Source organism: Microbacterium xerophyticum, from assembly GCF_053543555.1.
Map to the genome: position 1 here is coordinate 297,838 of NZ_JBLVOB010000004.1, position 18,772 is coordinate 316,609.

Below are 18,772 nucleotides of genomic sequence, written 5' to 3' on the forward strand. Positions count from 1 at the left end.
CCGGGGGGGGGGGGGGGCCCGTTTCGCGATGCGTCCCGCGGATCCGGATCAATTCGAGCGATAGTTCTCGCGAGCGAACCTCGAGTACGGGGCGGGTTCGACCGTCGCTCGGATCGACACCTGCCGGTGGCGTTCGACCGCCGGCTTGTCCGAGTTGGGCTCTTCACCCCACACGACGCTCACTTCCGTTCCCGGCGCCGCCACATCCTGATCCACGCTCGCCAGCGACGCGAAGACCTGCTCGTTGGTGATGTACCCGCAATCATGCGAGATCCCCACGGCACGGTCGCCGAGCAGTACGCGGTCCATCTGGTACTGCCCGTAGCGCGCCTTGGGGAAGTCGATGTACTTCGCCGGCACACCCTCCTCGAGCAGTGAACGCTGCGCTGCCGCGACATCCTCCGGGTTCCACACGAGAGTGACCTTGACCCGTTCGGGCGCGACGGCGATCTCCTCGAGCGCCTCGCGGCCGATGAAGTCGTGGTCGAACGCCACACTGCGGCCGTACCCCAGGTCGTACGGCGTCAGGTAATAGTCCTCGATATCGTCCGAATCGAAGCTTCCCGCCAGCGAACCCAGTCGCGCAGCAGGGAGCCAGGCGAGATAGTCGGAGGCCGCCCGCCCGGTGAAGATCGCCGGTATCGGCGATGGCACCCATGCCGATTCGAGGTTGGCTGAGGAGTACGCCTTCGAACCGACCAGAACGAGGCCGAACTCTTCGCCCGCCGCGATCAGCGCCTCACGAATCCGCTCCGCATCCACCCACGGTCCGAACAGTTCGAACCCGGGCTGGCCCGCCATGCCGTGCCGCAGCGACCTCACCTTGACACCGGCGATCTCGAAGTCGGCCATGCCGAAGAACCTGGTGGCCGGCACCGGCTCCCCGGTGACCTTCTCCATGAGCGCCATCGCATGAGGACCCTGCACCTCGTACCGGTAGAGCTTCGGATCCCCTTCCCTCGCCAAGGAGTTTCCGTCGCGCTCGAACGTGACGTCGTACGCGCCGGTCTCACCGTGGAACTGCAGCCAGTCGATGACCATGTGCCATCCGACCAGGTCGTAGACCCCCTCCTCGAGGTGGAAGAGGATCGCGTCGCCGATCAGGTAGCCCTCGTGGCTGACGGCGATGAACTGCTTCGCCGAACCTGCGGGGAACTTGGCGAAGCTGTTCACCGCCACATCCGACAGCAGCCGCTGAGCATCCGGACCTGAGATGAACAGATCGGTCATGTGATGCGACTGATCCAGGAGGGCGACGGAGTCCCGCCACGCTCGCTGCTCGGATCGCCAGTTCGAGAACTCCGGCGTGACCGGGAACACCGTAGGTCGGGCGGGCGCATTCCGCAGCGCCCGCAGCACACCGCCCGCCTGTGCGATGACATCGGCAACTGTCTGTGACATGTGAACTCCCTCGTTACGTCCGGCCGAGTCTACTGAGGTCATGCTTCTTCCAATCATGATTGCCGATAAGATTCACTTATGACTGCGAGAGAGTTGCTTAGCCTTCGGGGTGCAGACTCCGACGGCTCGACGCACGGCCGATGATGGATCTGAATCTGGTCAAGGTCTTCGTCGCGATCTACGAAGCACGAAACCTCACGACCGCCGCCCGCAGGCTGTTCGTCACCCAACCTGCAGTGAGCCAGTCCTTGACCCGGCTGCGCCGCGAACTGGATGATCCCCTGTTCCGTCGCAATGGTCGATCGATGGATTCCACCCCTCTGGCCGACTCGGTCTACCCCGGTTTTCGCCAGGCGATGGCGGGGATCGATCGAACGCTGGATGCTGTGCATCGATTCGATCCGAGCGACTCCACGAGACTCTTCCGCATCGCCCTGTCCGAGCTCGGAGAGATCGGCTGGTTCCCCGCGATCCTTTCCGCCGTGCGCGCAGCGGCACCTCGCATCCGCCTCACCGTCACTGCACTCCAGCCGGCGGAACTGCCGTCGTGGCTGGCCCGCGGGGCGGTGGACCTGGCGATCAGTACGGCGTCGATCCCCGGCTTCGAGCGCACACTCCTGAAGTCGCAGTCGTACGGCGTCGCGATGTCGCGCAGCAGCACTCTGCCGGACGAGCTGAGCGTGCGCGAGTATTCGGATGCGGATCACATCGTCGTCTCGAGCGACTCGGGGCGAGACCTGCTCGAGGCAGCTCAGCGACGCGCCGGCGCGAGCTTCGAGGCGTCGGTGACCATCGACCACTGGGCGACATTGCCGCCGTTGCTGTCGGCACAACCCGGCCTGATCGCGACGGTGCCGGACAGCATCGCCGACGGCTGGGCGCAGACGTGGCCGATCCGCGTCGGAGCTCTTCCGTTCGCGATGCCCCCGGTCGAAGTGCACCTCTACCGCCGTGCGACGACTGTGCACACTGCCGCACTCGATTGGCTGTCCACGACGGTCACCGACGCGGTGCGCGGCTCGTCCGGCCGCTTCTTCGCGATTCACGGCGACGCGCACCGGCCCTGAATCGCCGGGATCGGCATCGACTTCTCAGCGGATGCCGCGCTCCGCCGTCTCCACGACGTTGGCGACCAGCATCGCGCGCGTCATCGGCCCCACCCCGCCCGGGTTCGGCGAGATCCAGCCGGCCGCATCGGCCACGGCGGGGTCGATGTCACCCGCGAGTCGCGCCTTGCCTGATTCCGTCGTTCCCACTCTGGTCACACCGACGTCGAGCACAGCGGCGCCGGGCTTGACCCAGTCCGCCTTCACGAGGTGAGGGACTCCGACCGCGGCGACGACGATGTCCGCGCGGCGCACCTCTGCGGCGAGATCGGCTGTACGGGAGTGGGTCAGCGTGACGGTGGCGTCGGCGCCCTTGCGCGTGAGCAGAAGGCCGAGAGGACGGCCCACGGTGATCCCTCTTCCGATGACAGTGACGTGCGCGCCCCGGATCGGCACCTCATAGCGCGTGAGAAGCTCGACGATTCCTGCGGGCGTGCACGGCAGAGGCGCCTCCACCGCAGTGCGAGGGTCGACTCCCAGAACCAGACGCCCGAGGTTCGTCGGGTGCAGACCGTCGGCATCCTTCGCAGGATCGATCAGTTCGATGATGCGGTTCTCGTCGATCCCCTCGGGCAAGGGCAGCTGAACGATGAAACCGGTGACCTGCGGATCGGCGTTCAACTCGCGGACGGCCGCCTCGATCTCCTCCTGGGTCGCCTCTGCAGGCAGCTCGATCCTGATCGATGCGACGCCGACTTCCGCGCAGTCACGATGCTTGCCCGTCACGTACGAGCGGGACCCCGCATCGTCTCCGACGAGCAGGGTTCCCAGCCCCGGAACGATCCCGTGCGCCGAGAGACGGCTGACACGTTCGGCCAGCTCGCTCTTGATGACGGCGGCCGTGGCCGCACCGTCCAGTGTCTGCGCCGTCATGAAAGTCCCGTCATTCGAGGGTGGGTACGGACGATGCTGTTCCGGCCCGACCATGACAGCGGGCCGGAACAGCGTTGACGCTCGGAGCTCCGCGTCAGAGCTTGCCGGTGGTGCGCCACCCGCCCTGGTACTCGCTGCGCGCGGTCTCGGCGTAGGGCACCGGGCTGACGATGGCTCGCACCGAGATCTGCTCGTGCGGCTCGACGGTCGTCTTCCCTGAACCGCCGTCCGGCTCGCCCCAGACGACGCGCACCTCGGCGCCGACCGGGACATCACGATCGACCGTCGCGAGCGAGAGCCCTCGCCGCTCGTTCGCGGTGACACCCGTGAACAGCGAGAGGCCCACGTTGTTGCCGTCGGCATCGATCACCGAGTCGTAGTTCGACGAGCCGTAGTTGGCGTTGGGCAGGTCGAAGAACTGGTAGCCGGGACCGCTGCGGTCGATCACCGACGTGAGGATCTTCGCGAGGTCCTCGTCGTTCCAGGCGAGCGTGACCTTCTGCCGCTGCTGTTCGGGCTCGAGGGCCTCCAGCGCTTCGCGTCCGATGAAGTCGTGGTCGAACTTGACGAACGACCCGTAGCCGAGCTCCCAGGGGTTCAGGTAGTAGTCGTCGATGCTGTCCGAGACGAACGACCCGGCAAGAGCGTTGATGGCCTCGTAGCTGTTGCTCGGCAGCCACTCGCGGTATGCGCGCTCGCCTTCGCTGGAGTAGATCGCCGGAAGCGGCGAAGGGATCCAGCCCGACTCGAGAGTGTTCGACGAGTAGGCGCGCGAGCCGCAGGGCTCGATGCCGAACTCGGCTCCGGCCGCGAGGATCGCGTCCCGGATCCTGCCGTGGTGCTCGTACGGACCCCAGAGCTCCAGACCGGGCGCGCCGGCCATGCCGTGGCGCAGCGTGCGCACCTCGACGCCGTCGATCACCATGCCGCCCATGTGGAAGAACTTGACCTTCTCGAGGGTGCCACCGTTGAGCTTCTCGATGATCGCCCACGCGCTGGGGCCCTGGATCTGGAATCGGAAGTACTCGCGTCCGACCGCAGCACCGTACGGACGCGACGGTGAGCGGTCGTCGTAGCGGAACTCGACGTCGTACCCGCCGGTCTCGGCGTGGAACTGCAACCAGTTCGCCCCCGGCGCGCGTCCGACGTACACGTAGTCGTTCTCGGCTTCGTGGAACAGGATCCCGTCACCGATCACCCCTCCGTTGGACGCCGTCGGAACGAACTGCTTGGCCGTGTTGAGCGGAAAGTTGGCGAAGCTGTTGATGCCCGTGCGGCTGAGCAGCTTCAATGCGTCCGGACCCGACAGGAAGAAGTTGACCATGTGGTGGGACTGGTCGTAGAGCACAGCGGTTTCGCGCCAGGCCTTCTGCTCGCGACGCCAGTTGCTGAACTCTGCGGGAACGACGGGGTAGATGTACGTGCCCAGCTGCGAATCGCGCAGCATGTCGACGACATTCCCCTTCGAATCGATGAGCTGCTGAAGGTTCGTGGTCATGGGGTATCTCGACTTCCTTGTCTCGTGAGTAGGCGCGAGGTCACGCTAGCGAAGATTTTTACCTATGTCCAGACCCTACGTATATAGTGAAGCGTGATGCAGCCGTCATGAGTCGTCGGCAGAGTCGGCGCCACGCACCAAGACAGAGGAGTCAGTGTGAACCCGAGCCGCACGTCGGGCGTTTCCTCGAACCCAGCGCAATCTCCCCCAGAAAAGGAAGTGCAATGACTCATCACTCATCGTTCGATGTCGCCCATCTCGCCAACGTCGAACTCCTCACGCCCACGCCCGCAGAGAGCCGGTGGTTCTTCGAGGAGCTCTTGGCGATGCGTGTCGTCGCCGAGCACGGAGACTCGGTCTACCTGCGCACGTGGGACGACTACGAGGTGTACACGATCAAGCTCACCGCCTCGGATGCCGCCGGCGTCGGCCGCACGTCGTATCGCGCATCCTCGCAGGAGGCGCTGGAGCGACGGGTCGCCGCGATCGAAGCGACCGGGCTCGGAAAAGGATGGGGCGACGGCGAGGTCGGCACCGGCCGCACTTTCACTTTCACCGACCCGGATGGCCACGACATGGGCATCTACTACGACACCGAGCGCTATGTCGCCACCGATGACAAGCCGGCGCTCAAGAACCAGGCATCACGATTCCCCGGACGCGGTGTCAACGCACGCCGCCTCGACCACATCAACTTCCTCGCGAAGGACGTCGAGGCCAACGGGGAGTTCATCGCGACGGCTCTGGCCGGCCGGGAGAGCGAGCGGATCCGTCAGGACGACGGCAAGTTCGCGGCCTGGTGGTTCCATTTCGCGCAGAAGTCGTACGACGTCGTGTACTCCGACGACTGGACCAAGCACGGCAACCGGCTGCACCACATCGCGTTCGCCCCTGACACCCGTGAAGACATCCTGAAGGCCGCCGACATCTTCCTCGAGAACGGCATCCACATCGAGTCCGGCCCGCACAAGCACGCGATCAACCAGACGTTCTTCCTCTATGTCTGGGAGCCAGGCGGCAACCGGATCGAGTTCGCTCAGGCCGGGGCACGGCTTCTGCTCGACCCCGATCAGCCCGTCGTCGAATGGGCGCAGGAGGAGCGGAAGAAGGGTCAGGCCTGGGGCATGAAGACGATCGAGTCGTTCCACACGCACGGGACGCCGATCAACTGAGGCACGGAGGGTCACTCATCGGGGTCGGGTGCTCAACGGCCGTCGACGAAAGACAGGATGTGCTTCACGAGCGCGTCCGGCTCCGTCACCATCGGGAAGTGACCGGTGGCGATCTCCGCAATGCTCCAGCCCGGTGTCTCGCGTGCGCGCTTGCGCATCGGCTCGATGTTGGGATACCCAGGGTCATTGCAATCGATGAACTGTCGGGGGACGGATCGCAGAAGTGCCTCGTCGTAGATCAGCGGCTGACGGTACATCCCGAAGGGATGCGGCACGTGGCGACGTCGCAGCCAATCCGCATCCTCGACGCTCAATCTGAAGCCATCGGACGGGTCGGGTGCCGGCAGAGCGTTTCCGTGCTCGGCCGCGATCGCAAGGCGTGCAGCTGCAACCTCTGGGGTGTGACCTGCCCCCCATCCCTCGCCGGAGTACGGTGCCATCGCGTCGACGTAGATGAGACCGCTCACCCGTCCGGGCGCAGCCGCCTGCAGCGCCGCAGCGGCACCGGTGATGACCATGCCACCATAGCTGTGCCCCACGAGCACGACATTCTCCAGCTCTTCCGCTTCGACCAACCCGACCACGTCATCAATGTGAGTCTGAAGCGAGATGTCCGGACGTCGAAGATGCGCACGATCACCGTCGCCAGTCAGCGTTGCGGCATGGACCTCGTGCCCAGCCTGCCGAAGGGGATCGAGCACGCGCCGCCACACCCACGCACCACCCCAGGCACCGTGCACGAGAACCAGGGTTGACGGTGAATCGGACATGATGCGCGCTCTCTACGAATCGATCAGTTGATGGGGTGTGTAATGACGAGGCTCAGGCGACGTCGAAGGCGTGAGCCGTCTTGATCATCGTCGCAGCCGGAGATGCGAGGAACGCCAAGACCTCGGCGGCGGATGCCGGCTCAGCAGATGCCGTGGCCACGGCCCCCGCGAAGACCGTGTCGATCGCACAGTCAGGCGGCATGACACCGAGGATGCGGACTCCCGCCTGCCCGACCAGTTCGCTGAGCTGCTGGAAGCCGAGGTCGACATCGCCGCCCGCGAGCGACTTCGCGACAGGGACGCCGGGCTCCGCCTGCACGAGCCGATCCCCCAGCTCGACGGTCAGGCCCCAGTCGTCGATCATCTTCACCAGTGCGGTGCCGCTGGGGCCGGTCGAGTACCCGATGCGTGTGGCGGCGCGCAGCGCCTCGCGCAGTCCGTCTGCATCGGCGAACGCCGCGCCGGAGGGCCGTGCGGCAGGCTCGGACGAATCGGATGCCACGGCCACCGCCACCTGAGAGAGCACGATGGGAGTCACCGTCGCGGCATCCACATGTCCCTCTTCGGCCAGCTTCCGCAGGGCCCCCGAAGCGAGGAACACCAGATCGAAAGGCTCCCCCGCGGCCACCCGCTGCGCAGCATCCACCCCGCCGACCGACTCGATCTCGACCGGTGCGAGCCCGGCGGACACCGCAGCGGCGGTGAGGTCGGCCAGTACGTGCCTGGTCGCCATCGACGAGATCGCCTTCACGCGGCATCCTCGAACTTCTCAGTATCGACGTCAGCGGCCGGTCCGGGCGCGTAGCGCGCCCCGGCCACGGTCGTCGTATCGATCAGCTCGCCGGCGCGCGCCAGCAGCGCGGCATCGACGCTCAGCGACCGGGCAGCGGAGTCTTCACGCCAATGCTCGATGCTCGTCGTGCCGGGGATCGGCACGACGTGCTCGCCCCTCGAAAGCAGCCAGGCGAGCGCGAGCTGCGCCGGAGTGCATCCGGCCTCGGCGGCGAGCGCACGCCAGGCCGGCAGCAGCGCGGCGTTGGCCGGCCAGTTCTCCGGCAGGAAGCGCGGCATCGTCCGGCGGATGTCCCTCTCCACGAAATCGGCGGGGTCGGCGACGCCGTCGCTGAGGAACCCACGCGCCACGGGTGAGAAAGCCACGAGGGCGACACCCGACTCACGCGTCGCCTCCAGCATCCCGAGCTCCGGATTGCGACTCCACAGCGAGTACTCGTTCTGCACGGCCGCGATCGGGGCGACGGCCTGCGCTTCGCGCAGCCGTTCCACCGACACCTCGGAAAGGCCGATAGCGCCGATCTTGCCCGCTTCGACAAGATCGGCGAGCGCGTCGACGCTCTCGCCGATCGGCACCGTCTTGTCCCACCGGTGCAGGTAGTACAGGTCGATATGGTCGACACCGAGTCGGCCGAGCGAGGCATCCACCTGCCTGCGCAACGTCGACGGTCGTCCATCGATCCTGCGCACGCCGTCGACGATCGCCAGGCCACCCTTGCTCGCGAGCACGATCTCGTCGCGTCGCCCGGCGATGGCGCGGCCGACGAGCTCCTCATTACGGCCGCCCCCGTACAGGGTCGCTGTGTCCAGCATCTGCACGCCCTCGTCGAGGGCCGTGCGCAGCAGCGCGAGGCCGTCCTCGTCCGACGGCGGCACACCATACGCGTGGCTGAGCGACATGCAGCCGAGGCCGATGCGGGGAAGCTTCACGCGAGCTGCTCCTCCAGCTGGCCGAGCACGCGGTAGCAGTCGATCACCTGACGAAGCGAAGAGTTGGGCTCGCGCCCCTCGCGGATCGCGGCGATGAACTCACGGTCCTGCAGCTCTATGCCGTTCATGCTGACCGCGACATGCGACACGTCGATCTGCTCTTCCTTGCCGTTGAAGAGGTCGTCGTAACGGGCGATGTACGTGTCGGTGTCGCCGATGTAACGGAAGAACGTGCCGAACGGGCCGTCGTTGTTGAACGACAGCGACAGCGTGCAGATCGCGCCGGATTCGCTCTTCAGCTGGATCGACATGTCCATCGCGATGCCGAGTTCGGGGTGGATCGGTCCCTGGATCGCGTTCGCCTGCACGATCTTGCCCGCCTGGTAGGCGAACAGATCGACCGTGTGCGCGGCGTGATGCCACAGCAGGTGGTCGGTCCACGAACGCGCCTCGCCCTTGGCGTTCGTGTTGCTGCGGCGGAAGAAGTACGTCTGCACATCCATCTGCTGCACGTTGAATTCGCCAGCGGCGATCCGGTCGTGCACGAGCTGGTGCGACGGGTTGAAGCGGCGCGTGTGCCCGACCATGGCCACACGGTCGGACGCTTCCGCCGCGGCCAGCGTCGCCTCAGCATCCGCCAGCGAATCCGCCAGCGGGATCTCGACCTGCACGTGCTTGCCTGCGGCGAGCACTGCCTGCGTCTGCTCGGCGTGCAGGCCCGTCGGTGTCGCGAGGATGACGGCATCCACGTCCTCCCGTTCGAGCACGGCGTCGAGCCCGACGACAGCGTTCGCGACGCCGTACTGCTCGGCGACAGCGTCAGCCTTCTCCTGAGAGGTGGCGCTGACGACCGTGACCTCGGCGTCCTCGATGTTCTTCAAGCCGTCGAGGTGCTTCATTCCGAAGGCACCGCTGGCGCCGACGACGGCGACGCGGATCTTGTCGATCATTCGCTCTCCCTTTCGCGGTTCGATATCAGGATGTCAGGCGCTCGCCACGGCTGCGGTCTCCGCGGGCTCCGGGGCGTTCGCCTGATCCGCGGACCCGGCCTCGCCCGCCACCTCGTCGGCGACGTCGGTGCGCCCGGCGGGGTTGCTGATGACGAGGTGGCCGACCGCGGTGTTGGATGCCGGAACGTGGTAGAACCGGTGGTCGACGTCGAGGGCCTCGCCGCCGAACTGGTCATCCATCGCACCGCGCGCGATCAGCCAGTCGACGAGTTCGATGCCTTCGGAGCCCGCCTCATCGACGTACTCCATGTGCGACCACTCGGTCAGGCCCAGCGGGTCTTGGATGAGGTGATCGAGGAACGCGTTGTCCCACTCCTCGTTGATCAGCCCCGCGCGAGGGCCCTGCAGCTGGTGACTCATACCGCCGGTGCCCCAGATCTGCACGTTGAGCTCCTCGCCGTCCCACTTGTCGATCGCGCGGCGCAGAGCCTTGCCCAGCTCATAGCAGCGGCGTCCGGAGGGGACCGGATACTGCACGACGTTCACGGCGAGCGGGATGACGCGCGTCGGCCACTGCTCGTCCGGGCCGAGCTCGCCGTAGACCAGCGACAGTGGAACCGTGAGCCCGTGGTCGACCACCATCTCGTTGACGAGTGTGAGGTCGAAGTCATCCTGGATGATCGACTGCGCGAGGTGCGCGGCGAACTCGGGGTATCCCTTCACGTCGGGCACCGGGCGCGGACCGTAGCCCTCGTCGGCGACCGGGTACTCCGCGCCCGTGCCGAGCACGAAGGTCGGGATGATGGAGGCGTCGAAGGCTGTCGCGTGGTCGTTGTAGACGAGGATGACGACGTCAGGAGTGTTCTCCTTGGCCCACTTCCGGGTCCACTGGTACCCGTCGAAGACCTTCTTCCAGTACGGCTCCTCGGTCTTGCCGAGATCCATCGCGGCGCCGATGGCGGGCACGTGCGAGGTGAACACCGCCGAGGTGAACTTCGCGGGGGCATCGGGCCGCATCGTGGTGGCCTTCTCGCCGGGCTCGGGAGGCGTCCAGCCGTCGAGATCCTTGAGACGGTTGCCCTCCGGACGACGTCCGCCGCTGACCATCATGTCGCGATAGGCGGCCTCGCTCATCCCGGTCATCGATCCGGCCATCTGCTGGAAGCTCATCCCATGCGTGGCGCCGATCTTCGCCAGGAAGTAGATGTTGCCGCCCTCTTCGATCATGGTGTTCATGTCCATGTCGAGCACGGCCTGTCGCTGCCGCGCATTGAGCGGCCACTCGTCCAGGTACGCTGCCTGATCCGCGAGGAAGCGCACGCGGTTCTCGGGCTTCATCATCGACATCGCGAACTGATTCAGATGGAAGCCCTTCCGGGCCTGCTCCGCATCGTAGATGGTGGTACCGGGAATGTTCTTGTACGGCTTGTCGAGTGCCATGTCATGCTCCTTCTTGCCAGTAGAGGCGACGCGGGTTGTGTACGAGCAGCTTCTGCTGCAGGTCGGGGGTCGTCGCGATCTGAGGGATGTAGTCGACCAGCAGCCCGTCGTCGGGCATGTGGTCTTTCAGGTTGGGGTGGGGCCAGTCGGTTCCCCACAGCACGCGGTCGGGGAATTCCTCGACCACGCGACGGGCGAACGGTACGACGTCGGTGTACGCATGCTGCTCGCCGTCCAGAGCTCGTGGCCCCGTCGCGCTCAGGCGCTCGGGGCACGAGACCTTGGTCCACACGTTCGGGTTCTCACGCATGAACCGCAGGAACAGCTCGAAGTCCGGGCCGTTCGGGTCCTTGGTCACGTCGGGCCGGCCCATGTGGTCGACGACGACGTCAGTCGGGATGCGGGAGAAGAAGTCGAAGAGCTCGGGAAGGTCCTCAGCCTCGAAGTAGATGACGACATGCCATCCGAGGGGGGCGATCTTCGCGACGATCTCCTCGAGAGAGTCGGTCGGCACGCGGTCGACGAGGCGCTTGACGAAGTTGAAGCGCACGCCGCGCACACCGGCCTCGTGCAGCTCGGCGAGCTGATCGTCGGTGATGTCGCGGCGCACTGTGGCGACGCCTCGAGCGCGGCCTTCGCTACGGTTGAGGGCATCGACCAGGGCGCTGTTGTCGGCGCCGTGGCAGGTCGCCTGCACGATCACGTTGCGGTCGAAGCCGAGGTGGTCGCGCAGGGCGAACAGCTGCTCAGCAGATGCGTCGCACGGGGTGTACTTGCGCTCCGGGGCGTAGGGGAACTGCTCGCCAGGGCCGAAGACGTGACAGTGCGCGTCGACTGCGCCTTCCGGCAGCGTGAACGTCGGCTTCGTCGGGCCGTCATACCAATCCAGCCAGCCTTTGCTCTTGGTGAAGTCGCCCGTGGTTTCGCCGTGTGCCATCGTCACTCCTCCACGTATTCCAGGCCGGCCGCAGCCAGCGGCTCGCGCATGCCGTAGAGGTCGAGCCCGAGCACGCCCTCCCGGAACTTCTGACGCTTGGACTCTTCGTTGTCCTCGCGCTTCTGGCTGGCATCCGCCACTGCGCCGACCAGCTCCCGCGGTACGACGACGACGCCGTCGACATCGGCGACGACCACGTCTCCGGGGTTGACGAGCGCGTTCGCTGCGACGACGGGGACGTTCACGGAACCGAGCGTGGCTTTGACAGTGCCCTTGGAGTTGATGGCGCGGGAGAAGACCGGGAAGCCCATCTTCTCGAGGTCGGCGACATCGCGGACCCCGCCGTCGATCACGAGGCCCTTGCAACCACGCGCGGTGAGCGAGGTGGCCAGCAGCTCTCCGAAGAAGCCGTCCTCGCTCTCGGTGGTGCAGCCTGCGACGATGACGTCCCCCTCCTGCACCTGCTCGGCGGCCACGTGGAACATCCAGTTGTCACCGGGCTGCAGCAGTACGGTGACGGCCGGACCGCACAGCTTCGCACCGTTGTATGCCGGGCGGATGTAGGGGCGCATCAAACCGACGCGACCCATGGCCTCGTGGATCGTGGCGACGCCGAACTGCGCGAGCCGGGCCACGTCGTCGGGGTCTGGTCGCTCGATGTTCGTGCGGACGATGCCGAGGTCGTTCAGTCGCATTGGTGTTCCTTTCACAGCCCGCGGGCGGAGAGTGCGCGGTCGAGGCGCGGGTAGACGCGGCGGGCGTTGCCCTCGAACACCGCTTCACGCTGGGAGTCGCTGAGGTTGGTGGTCGCGTCGACGTAGCGCTTGGTGTCGTCGAAGTAGTGGCCCGTACGCGCGTCGATGTCGCGGACGGCACCGATCATCTCGCTGGCGAACAGGATGTTGTCGGTCGGGATGACCTCGGTCAGCAGATCGATTCCCGGCTGGTGGTAGACGCACGTGTCGAAGAACACGTTGTTCAACAGGTGCTCTTCGAGCTCGGGCTTGCCCAGCGCCATCGCGAGCCCGCGGAAGCGACCCCAGTGGTACGGCACGGCGCCGCCGCCGTGCGGGATCACGAGCTTGAGATCGGGGAAATCCGTGAACAGGTCGCCCTTGAGCAGCTGCATGAACGCGGTCGTATCGGCACCCAGGTAATGGTCGCCCGTGGTGTGGAACACGTCGGGACGGCACGTCGTGCTGACATGCACCATCGCGGGGATCTCGTACTCGACGAGCTTCTCGTAGATCGGGTACCAGGACCGGTCGGTGAGTGCAGGAGCGGACCATTTGCCGCCGGATGGATCGGGGTTGAGGTTGACGGTGACGGCGCCGAGCTCTTCGACGGCGCGCGTCAACTCGGCGACGGTGGTCTTCGGATCGACGCCAGGCGACTGCGGCAGCATCGCCCCCATGAGGAAGCGATCGGGGAACAGCTCGCTGACCCGGGCGACGAGGTCGTTGCAGATGCGCGCCCAGGTCTCGCTGACCGCGAGGTCGCCGATGTGGTGAGCCATGAACGAGGCGCGGGGGCTGAAGACGGTGATGTCGCTGCCGCGCTCGTTCATGAGCTTGAGCTGGTTGGCCTCGATTGTCTCGCGGATGTCGTCATCGCTGATTTGCAGGGATGCCGGATCCGGCGCCTCACCCTGCCCCTTGGTGAAGGCGATCTGCAGGTCACGCCAGGCGCCCAGCTGTGCGGGGGCGGTCGTGTAGTGGCCGTGGATGTCGATGATCAACGCGTGTCGTCCTTGTCACTCGGATGCTGTCGCATGGTGCTGCTGATCCCGACTCTAGGTCGGGTGCTGTATATAGTCCAATAGATGTGAAGTGCGTTCCCCATAGAGAGGATCGATAGATGGCTCTGGCTGATCTGAACCAGCTGCGCACCTTCGTGGTGCTCTACGAACTGCGCAGTGTGACGGCCGCCGCAGAGCGACTGCATGTCACGCAGCCGACCGTCAGCTATACGCTGCGCAGGCTGCGCGAGAAGTTCGGCGACGAGCTGTTCCGCCGCGAGGGGCACGACATGGTGCCGACCGCGAAGGCCACTGCCCTCTTCGCTCCCCTGCACGAGGCTCTCGCCCAGATCGACGAGACGGTGAGCGACCCGGAGGCGTTCGAACCGGCCGGTTTCAGTGGCGAACTCTCGCTGGGGCTCACCTCGATCGGAGAGCAGACGTTCCTGCCGCCGATCATGGCTGCGCTCGCTCGCGCGGCGTCCAGCCCGCATCTGCAGGTGGCGCGCCTCGACTCCGATCAGGTCGAGGACGGACTGATCCGCGGCACGATCGACCTCGCGATGACCGTGTCGATGATCGGCAGTCCGCGCCTGTGGCGCACGCATGTTCGCGCGGTCGAGTACGTCGCGCTGTCGTCAGGTCAGCATCCGCTCCCCGACACGGGGCCGGACATGTTCGCCGGACGCCACTTCGTGCGCGTCTCCGCGCGCGGCGGCCATGTGTTCCCGCTGCAGGCGCTCACGGAGCACGGACTCATGCCTCAGGTCGCGCTCACCGTCGAGGAGTATGCGACCGTGCCGGCGGTACTGGAGGAGACGGATCTGATCGTCCTGGTGCCCCGACACGTCGCCGAGGTGTTCAGCGGCTGGTTTCCTGGCCTGCGGATCGCCGAGCTCCCGTGGTCGGGGCAGAGTACGCCGGTGTCGCTGTACACGCGACGCGAGGCGAGCCTTTCGCCGGCACAGAGGTGGTTCCGCTCGGTGGTGCTGGATGCCGTCGCCGCCGGTGAGTATCGACGGCGTCGTGCAGGCTAGTTCTTCTTGCGGTTCCAGCTGGCCTTCGCGGGCGCGAAGGGACTGCGCACGTGAATCGCCCACGTCGAATGCGGGTGGATGCGCAGCAGCGCGGTCTCATAGAACGACACCGCGTCTGCGGCAAGAGTCGGCAGGACAGCATCCTTGTCCACGGTGTCCTCCGCACGAGGACGAAGCGCCTTCCAGACCAGCTGCACCTCAGGGGCGCCGGTGGGGATGCCGTCGACGTCGAGCACCGCGCGATCCCACGGCAGCGTGAGCCGAGGGTCCCGCTTGTAGACCCAGGCCCGCGGGGCTCCATCTTCGGCGTTGACCTGAACAACCCAGGCATTCTGCGCATCGTCTCGGATGAGCACCGGCTGCAGATCGGCGCCCTCCGGAGCATCCGCGAACGGCACGATCTCATCCTCACCCGGCACCCATGCACTGAACCCCTCAGGAAGGTTCCCGACCAGTCCTCGGAGATCTGCAGCGACGACACTGACATCGATGTTCTCGCGCTCGCGGATCGGATGCCCGAGCCATCTGTCGAGCGCGACGCCACCCGACAGCCACCAGCGAACGGATGCCGCGGCGAGGAGCCGGGCGACCGCCTCAGCGTCGAGCGGTTCCCACGGCGTCGCCGCGGTGGGCGTGGAAGAGGACATGGGATGAGGTTACCCGGCTCCGACCATTCGTCATCCGCTCCGCCACGACAGGTGGCAGGCTAGCCGCATGGCGAACTCCCCCTCCGGCGACTCGATGACCGATCGGATCGTCCGCGTGCTCGACACCTTCACCACCGAGCGCACGATGCAGACCGCCACCGAGATCGCCCAGCGCGCCGGGCTTCCGCCGTCCACGGCGCATCGCATGGTCGGCGACCTCGTCGCGGCCGGCCTGCTGGAGCGCGATGAGGACCATCGCATCCGCCTCGGCATGCGTCTGTGGGAGCTCGCGCTCCGGGGCTCGAGCGCGTTGCGACTGCGCCAGGCCGCCCTGCCGCACATGGAGCACGTGCAGACGCTGATCCGCGAGCACACCCAGCTCGCCGTGCTCGAGCACGAGGAGGCGCTCTTCCTCGAACGGCTGTCGCATCCGGATGCCGGCGCGAACATCACCCGCATCGCCGGGCGCCTGCCCCTGCATGCGTCATCGTCTGGACTGGTCCTTCTCGCCCACTCCGACCCTTCGATCCGCGAGCGGGTGCTGTCCGGGCCGCTGCGTGCGGTGGCCGTGGAGACGGTGACGGATGCTGAGACGCTGCACGCCGTGCTCGCATCGATCCGGCGGCGCGGATACGTCATCGCTCCCGGTTCGATCGAGGCGGTCTCCACCGGCGTCGCGGTGCCCGTGCGTGATCGCGGCGAGGTGGTCGCCGCACTGTCGGTCGTGCGGCCGCGCGAGAGCGGGACGGATGCGGCGATCGCGGCGCTGCGCGATGCGGCGAAGGCCATCGAGAACGACCTCCGTCGATCTCACTGATTCCCGTTCAACGGGATTCGACCCACCGTCGCCCCATGCGAGCGGCACACTGGTCGGCACGGGCCCGAATCCGCCCGTCAGTGCCGAACACCCGTCGAAGGAGACGCCATGAGCGCAGCCGCGCCGCACCCGCAGAAGATCCGTACCCGTGTCGCGATCGTCGGCGCGGGCCCCGCAGGGCTGATCCTCTCCCATCTGCTGGCGGATGCCGGGATCGAGTCGGTCGTGATCGATCAGCGCCCGCGCGAAGAGATCGAGTCGACCATCCGGGCCGGAATCCTCGAACAGGGCACCGTCGACCTGCTCACCGCGATCGATCCGAACACCCGCGTGAACACGGTAGGCCACCGGCACGATGGCATCGAGCTGCGCTTCCAGGGCGATGGGCATCGCATCGACTTCCCCGGACTGGTGGGGCGCAGCGTCTGGCTCTATCCGCAGCACGAGGTTCTGCGGGACATGCTGCGGTTGCGTCTCGGCGCCGGCCAAGATCTGCGATTCGGCGTGACCGCGACCCGCGTGGAAGACGCCGACACCGTCCACCCCCGCGTGATCGCGACGACCGCGGACGCAGAGGAGCTCACGATCGAGGCCGACTTCGTCGTCGGCGCCGACGGTTCGCGCTCAGTCGTCCGCCCCGCGATCACCGGCGACTCACGCAGCGGGTTCTTCCGCGAGTACCCGTTCGCGTGGTTCGGCATCCTCACCGAGGCGCCGCCGTCGGCCGAGGAGCTGATCTACAGCAACTCGCCGAACGGATTCGCCCTCATCAGCCAGCGCAGCCCCGAAGTGCAGCGGATGTACTTCCAGTGCGCCCCCGACGCCGATCCGAACGCACTGAGCGAGGAGCAGATCTGGGAGACGCTGCAGTCCCGCGTGCCGGGGACCACCCTGAAGGAGGGGCCGATCTTCCAGCGCGACGTGCTGCGGTTCCGCAGCTTCGTCGCGCACGAGCTCCGCCACGGGCGCGCCGCGCTCGTCGGCGACGCCGCCCACACGGTGCCACCGACCGGCGCGAAGGGCATGAACCTCGCGGTCGCCGACGTCGTGCTGCTCGCTGGCGCGCTGCGAGCGCTGCTCGACGAGAACGATGAGCGCCTCATCGACGGCTACGCGGAGCAGGCATCCCGCCGCATCTGGAAGGCGCAGCACTTCTCGTGGTGGATGACGAGCATGCTGCACACCGCACCAGACGCGAGCGACTTCGACCAGCACCGTCAGGCCGGCGAACTGCGATCCGTGGTCGAATCCGAAGCCGGCCGCACGTTCCTCGCCGAGGCGTACACGGGCTGGCCGCTCACCTGAAGCCCCACTGCGTCGTCCGCGCAGCGAGTGCCCGCGCGTCATGCGGTGCATATCCGCGGGCGTCGTTGTCGAAGTACACGTAGACGTCGCGCGGCGGCTCACCACCGGCCAGTCCGCCGATGATCCGCGCCCATCCGTCGAGCTCTTCCGGGGTGTAGCCGCTGCGATAGAGCTCCTGCGCCCCGTGCAGGCGGATGTAGGCGTAGTCGGCGGTCACCGCATCGAAGCGCGGGAACCGGCCGGCGGTGTCGGCGACGACCATGGCGACACCGTGGGCACTGAGGAGGTCCTCGGCGCCGCGAAAGCTCTCCGATCGCGGCTCGAGCGCATGACGGATCGGGCGATCCTCGTCGATCTCCAGCCACGTCCGCCCCGCGAGCCTGGCGTCGTGACGTCCGGCCAGCGCGAGCGCCTCGCCCGTCGAACGCGGCAGCAGTCCGAGGAACGCATCGAGCAGCTCCGGCTGGAACTCCTGCCGCTCCGGCAGTTGCCACAGCACCGGTCCGAGCGACGCCCCCAATGCGAGCACGCCGGAGGCGAAGAAGTTCGCGAGCGCGGTCTCGACATGACGCAGACGCAGCATGTGGGTCACGTACCGCGACCCCTTGACGGCGAAGACGAACCCCTCCGGCACCGACGCACGCCACTGGTGATAGCTCGCCGGCCGTTGCAGCGAGTAGAACGACCCGTTGAGCTCGAGCGTCGTGAAGTGCTCCCCGATGTACTCGAGTTCGCGACGCTGCGGGAGCCCCGCCGGATAGAAGTCACCGCGCCACGAGGCGTACCGCCAGCCGGACGTGCCCACCCGCACGACGCCGGAGGCCACGGCGGACGCCGATCAGGCCCGCGCTGCGGGCTTCCTGTTCTCGGCGCTCGCCATCCACGCGAACTGCTCGAGCTTCTCGATGATCGCGTGCAGGATGTCGGCGCTGGTGGGATCCTCCTCGTCCACGCCGTCGTGCACCTCACGCATCGTGCCGACGACCGCCTCGAGCCGGACCGTGATCAGATCGACGGTCTCCGCCGTGTCGATCTCGCCCTGCGGGTACTCGGGCAGGGTCGTCGTCGCCGCCACGGTGTCGCTGCGACCGTCCGGAACCGCATGCAGTGCCCGCATCCGTTCCGCGACGGTGTCACTGAACTCGCGCGTCGCTTCGATGATCTCGTCGAGCTGGAGGTGCGTGTCGCGGAAGTTGCGTCCGACGACGTTCCAGTGCGCCTGCTTGCCCTGCATGGCGAGTTCGATCAGGTCGACCAGCACTGCCTGCAGGCTCGCGCTCAACTCCTTCGACGCGACGAACCCCTTCTCGGCGTTCTGCCGACGCGTGCTCTTCTCACCTGTGCCGCCGCGCGCCGCGC

The 18,772-nt window shown here is 66.9% G+C and carries 19 protein-coding genes; 5 read left to right on the forward strand and 14 right to left on the reverse strand.

Going from position 1 to position 18,772, the window contains the following annotated elements:
- Positions 1–48: 48 nt before the first annotated feature.
- Positions 49–1,401: an aminomethyl transferase family protein gene (locus ACNPNP_RS04035; RefSeq protein WP_448964778.1), complete on the reverse strand. Its 1,353-nt coding sequence runs from the start codon at positions 1,399–1,401 to the stop codon at positions 49–51.
- Positions 1,402–1,541: 140 nt separating this feature from the next.
- On the opposite strand from ACNPNP_RS04035, the gene ACNPNP_RS04040 reads away from it, so the two are divergent.
- Positions 1,542–2,468: a LysR family transcriptional regulator gene (locus ACNPNP_RS04040; RefSeq protein WP_448964779.1), complete on the forward strand. Its 927-nt coding sequence runs from the start codon at positions 1,542–1,544 to the stop codon at positions 2,466–2,468.
- A 24-nt stretch (positions 2,469–2,492) separates the two neighbouring features.
- Here ACNPNP_RS04040 and ACNPNP_RS04045 read toward each other — a convergent pair whose 3' ends face one another.
- Positions 2,493–3,380 carry a bifunctional methylenetetrahydrofolate dehydrogenase/methenyltetrahydrofolate cyclohydrolase gene (locus ACNPNP_RS04045; protein WP_448964780.1) on the reverse strand — a complete coding sequence of 296 codons (888 nt, stop codon included), beginning with the start codon at positions 3,378–3,380 and terminating at the stop codon, positions 2,493–2,495.
- Positions 3,381–3,474: 94 nt separating this feature from the next.
- The gene (ligM, locus tag ACNPNP_RS04050) at positions 3,475–4,878 is read right to left on the reverse strand and encodes a vanillate/3-O-methylgallate O-demethylase (protein ID WP_448964781.1); all 1,404 of its coding nucleotides are present in this window, start codon (positions 4,876–4,878) and stop codon (positions 3,475–3,477) included.
- Between the two features lie 224 nt (positions 4,879–5,102).
- Here ligM and ACNPNP_RS04055 point away from each other — a divergent pair, with 224 nt between their 5' ends.
- Positions 5,103–6,050 (forward strand): VOC family protein, encoded by a 948-nt coding sequence (locus ACNPNP_RS04055; protein WP_448964782.1) that lies wholly within the window; start codon positions 5,103–5,105, stop codon positions 6,048–6,050.
- A 32-nt stretch (positions 6,051–6,082) separates the two neighbouring features.
- Here ACNPNP_RS04055 and ACNPNP_RS04060 read toward each other — a convergent pair whose 3' ends face one another.
- The 8 genes from ACNPNP_RS04060 to ACNPNP_RS04095 are packed head-to-tail and all read right to left on the reverse strand — an operon-like array spanning position 6,083 to position 13,607.
- Entirely contained in the window at positions 6,083–6,820 is a 738-nt protein-coding gene (locus ACNPNP_RS04060; RefSeq protein ID WP_448964783.1) for an alpha/beta fold hydrolase, read from the reverse strand.
- A 52-nt stretch (positions 6,821–6,872) separates the two neighbouring features.
- Complete coding sequence (locus tag ACNPNP_RS04065; RefSeq protein WP_448964784.1) at positions 6,873–7,571, reverse strand: substrate-binding domain-containing protein; 699 nt, start codon at positions 7,569–7,571, stop codon at positions 6,873–6,875.
- The gene (locus tag ACNPNP_RS04070) at positions 7,568–8,542 is read right to left on the reverse strand and encodes an aldo/keto reductase (RefSeq protein WP_448964785.1); all 975 of its coding nucleotides are present in this window, start codon (positions 8,540–8,542) and stop codon (positions 7,568–7,570) included. Before ACNPNP_RS04070 ends, ACNPNP_RS04065 begins: the two co-directional genes overlap by 4 nt.
- Positions 8,539–9,492, reverse strand: a complete 954-nt coding sequence (locus tag ACNPNP_RS04075) for a Gfo/Idh/MocA family oxidoreductase (protein ID WP_448964786.1) — start codon at positions 9,490–9,492, stop codon at positions 8,539–8,541. Before ACNPNP_RS04075 ends, ACNPNP_RS04070 begins: the two co-directional genes overlap by 4 nt.
- Positions 9,493–9,525: 33 nt before the next feature.
- On the reverse strand, positions 9,526–10,932 hold the full coding sequence (locus ACNPNP_RS04080; protein WP_448964787.1) for a protocatechuate 4,5-dioxygenase subunit alpha/beta: 1,407 nt from the start codon (positions 10,930–10,932) through the stop codon (positions 9,526–9,528).
- Position 10,933: 1 nt separating this feature from the next.
- Positions 10,934–11,869: an amidohydrolase family protein gene (locus tag ACNPNP_RS04085; protein WP_448964788.1), complete on the reverse strand. Its 936-nt coding sequence runs from the start codon at positions 11,867–11,869 to the stop codon at positions 10,934–10,936.
- A gap of 2 nt (positions 11,870–11,871) precedes the next feature.
- Positions 11,872–12,564: a 4-carboxy-4-hydroxy-2-oxoadipate aldolase/oxaloacetate decarboxylase gene (gene ligK, locus ACNPNP_RS04090; protein WP_448964789.1), complete on the reverse strand. Its 693-nt coding sequence runs from the start codon at positions 12,562–12,564 to the stop codon at positions 11,872–11,874.
- An 11-nt stretch (positions 12,565–12,575) separates the two neighbouring features.
- Positions 12,576–13,607 carry an amidohydrolase family protein gene (locus ACNPNP_RS04095; protein ID WP_448964790.1) on the reverse strand — a complete coding sequence of 344 codons (1,032 nt, stop codon included), beginning with the start codon at positions 13,605–13,607 and terminating at the stop codon, positions 12,576–12,578.
- A gap of 119 nt (positions 13,608–13,726) precedes the next feature.
- Between ACNPNP_RS04095 and ACNPNP_RS04100 the strand changes: the two genes are divergently transcribed.
- Positions 13,727–14,644, forward strand: a complete 918-nt coding sequence (locus ACNPNP_RS04100; protein WP_448964791.1) for a LysR family transcriptional regulator — start codon at positions 13,727–13,729, stop codon at positions 14,642–14,644.
- Here ACNPNP_RS04100 and ACNPNP_RS04105 read toward each other — a convergent pair.
- Positions 14,641–15,291, reverse strand: a complete 651-nt coding sequence (locus tag ACNPNP_RS04105; RefSeq protein WP_448964792.1) for a nucleotidyltransferase domain-containing protein — start codon at positions 15,289–15,291, stop codon at positions 14,641–14,643. The genes ACNPNP_RS04100 and ACNPNP_RS04105 overlap by 4 nt on opposite strands.
- 67 nt (positions 15,292–15,358) lie before the next feature.
- On the opposite strand from ACNPNP_RS04105, the gene ACNPNP_RS04110 reads away from it, so the two are divergent.
- Complete coding sequence (locus tag ACNPNP_RS04110; RefSeq protein ID WP_448964793.1) at positions 15,359–16,108, forward strand: IclR family transcriptional regulator; 750 nt, start codon at positions 15,359–15,361, stop codon at positions 16,106–16,108.
- Positions 16,109–16,216: 108 nt separating this feature from the next.
- Complete coding sequence (locus ACNPNP_RS04115) at positions 16,217–17,413, forward strand: 4-hydroxybenzoate 3-monooxygenase (protein WP_448964794.1); 1,197 nt, start codon at positions 16,217–16,219, stop codon at positions 17,411–17,413.
- On the opposite strand, the gene ACNPNP_RS04120 is transcribed toward ACNPNP_RS04115, so the two are convergent.
- Together ACNPNP_RS04120 and ACNPNP_RS04125 are read right to left on the reverse strand one after the other, a co-directional pair.
- Positions 17,406–18,239, reverse strand: a complete 834-nt coding sequence (locus tag ACNPNP_RS04120; protein WP_448964795.1) for a DUF72 domain-containing protein — start codon at positions 18,237–18,239, stop codon at positions 17,406–17,408. The two genes, ACNPNP_RS04115 and ACNPNP_RS04120, sit on opposite strands and share 8 nt — an antisense overlap.
- Before the next feature lie 12 nt (positions 18,240–18,251).
- Positions 18,252–18,772 (reverse strand): Dps family protein (locus ACNPNP_RS04125; RefSeq protein ID WP_448964796.1); only part of this gene is annotated, 521 nt, incomplete at its 5' end.

Coding starts and splice junctions, on each gene's coding strand:
- ACNPNP_RS04115 (WP_448964794.1), top strand. CDS start 16,217: ATGAGCGCAGCCGCGCCGCACCCGCAGAAGATCCGTACCCGTGTCGCG.
- ACNPNP_RS04040 (WP_448964779.1), top strand. CDS start 1,542: ATGATGGATCTGAATCTGGTCAAGGTCTTCGTCGCGATCTACGAAGCA.
- ACNPNP_RS04055 (WP_448964782.1), top strand. CDS start 5,103: ATGACTCATCACTCATCGTTCGATGTCGCCCATCTCGCCAACGTCGAA.
- ACNPNP_RS04105 (WP_448964792.1), bottom strand. CDS start 15,291: ATGTCCTCTTCCACGCCCACCGCGGCGACGCCGTGGGAACCGCTCGAC.
- ACNPNP_RS04080 (WP_448964787.1), bottom strand. CDS start 10,932: ATGGCACTCGACAAGCCGTACAAGAACATTCCCGGTACCACCATCTAC.
- ACNPNP_RS04110 (WP_448964793.1), top strand. CDS start 15,359: ATGGCGAACTCCCCCTCCGGCGACTCGATGACCGATCGGATCGTCCGC.
- ACNPNP_RS04075 (WP_448964786.1), bottom strand. CDS start 9,492: ATGATCGACAAGATCCGCGTCGCCGTCGTCGGCGCCAGCGGTGCCTTC.
- ligM (WP_448964781.1), bottom strand. CDS start 4,878: ATGACCACGAACCTTCAGCAGCTCATCGATTCGAAGGGGAATGTCGTC.
- ACNPNP_RS04045 (WP_448964780.1), bottom strand. CDS start 3,380: ATGACGGCGCAGACACTGGACGGTGCGGCCACGGCCGCCGTCATCAAG.
- ACNPNP_RS04035 (WP_448964778.1), bottom strand. CDS start 1,401: ATGTCACAGACAGTTGCCGATGTCATCGCACAGGCGGGCGGTGTGCTG.
- ligK (WP_448964789.1), bottom strand. CDS start 12,564: ATGCGACTGAACGACCTCGGCATCGTCCGCACGAACATCGAGCGACCA.
- ACNPNP_RS04085 (WP_448964788.1), bottom strand. CDS start 11,869: ATGGCACACGGCGAAACCACGGGCGACTTCACCAAGAGCAAAGGCTGG.
- ACNPNP_RS04060 (WP_448964783.1), bottom strand. CDS start 6,820: ATGTCCGATTCACCGTCAACCCTGGTTCTCGTGCACGGTGCCTGGGGT.
- ACNPNP_RS04100 (WP_448964791.1), top strand. CDS start 13,727: ATGGCTCTGGCTGATCTGAACCAGCTGCGCACCTTCGTGGTGCTCTAC.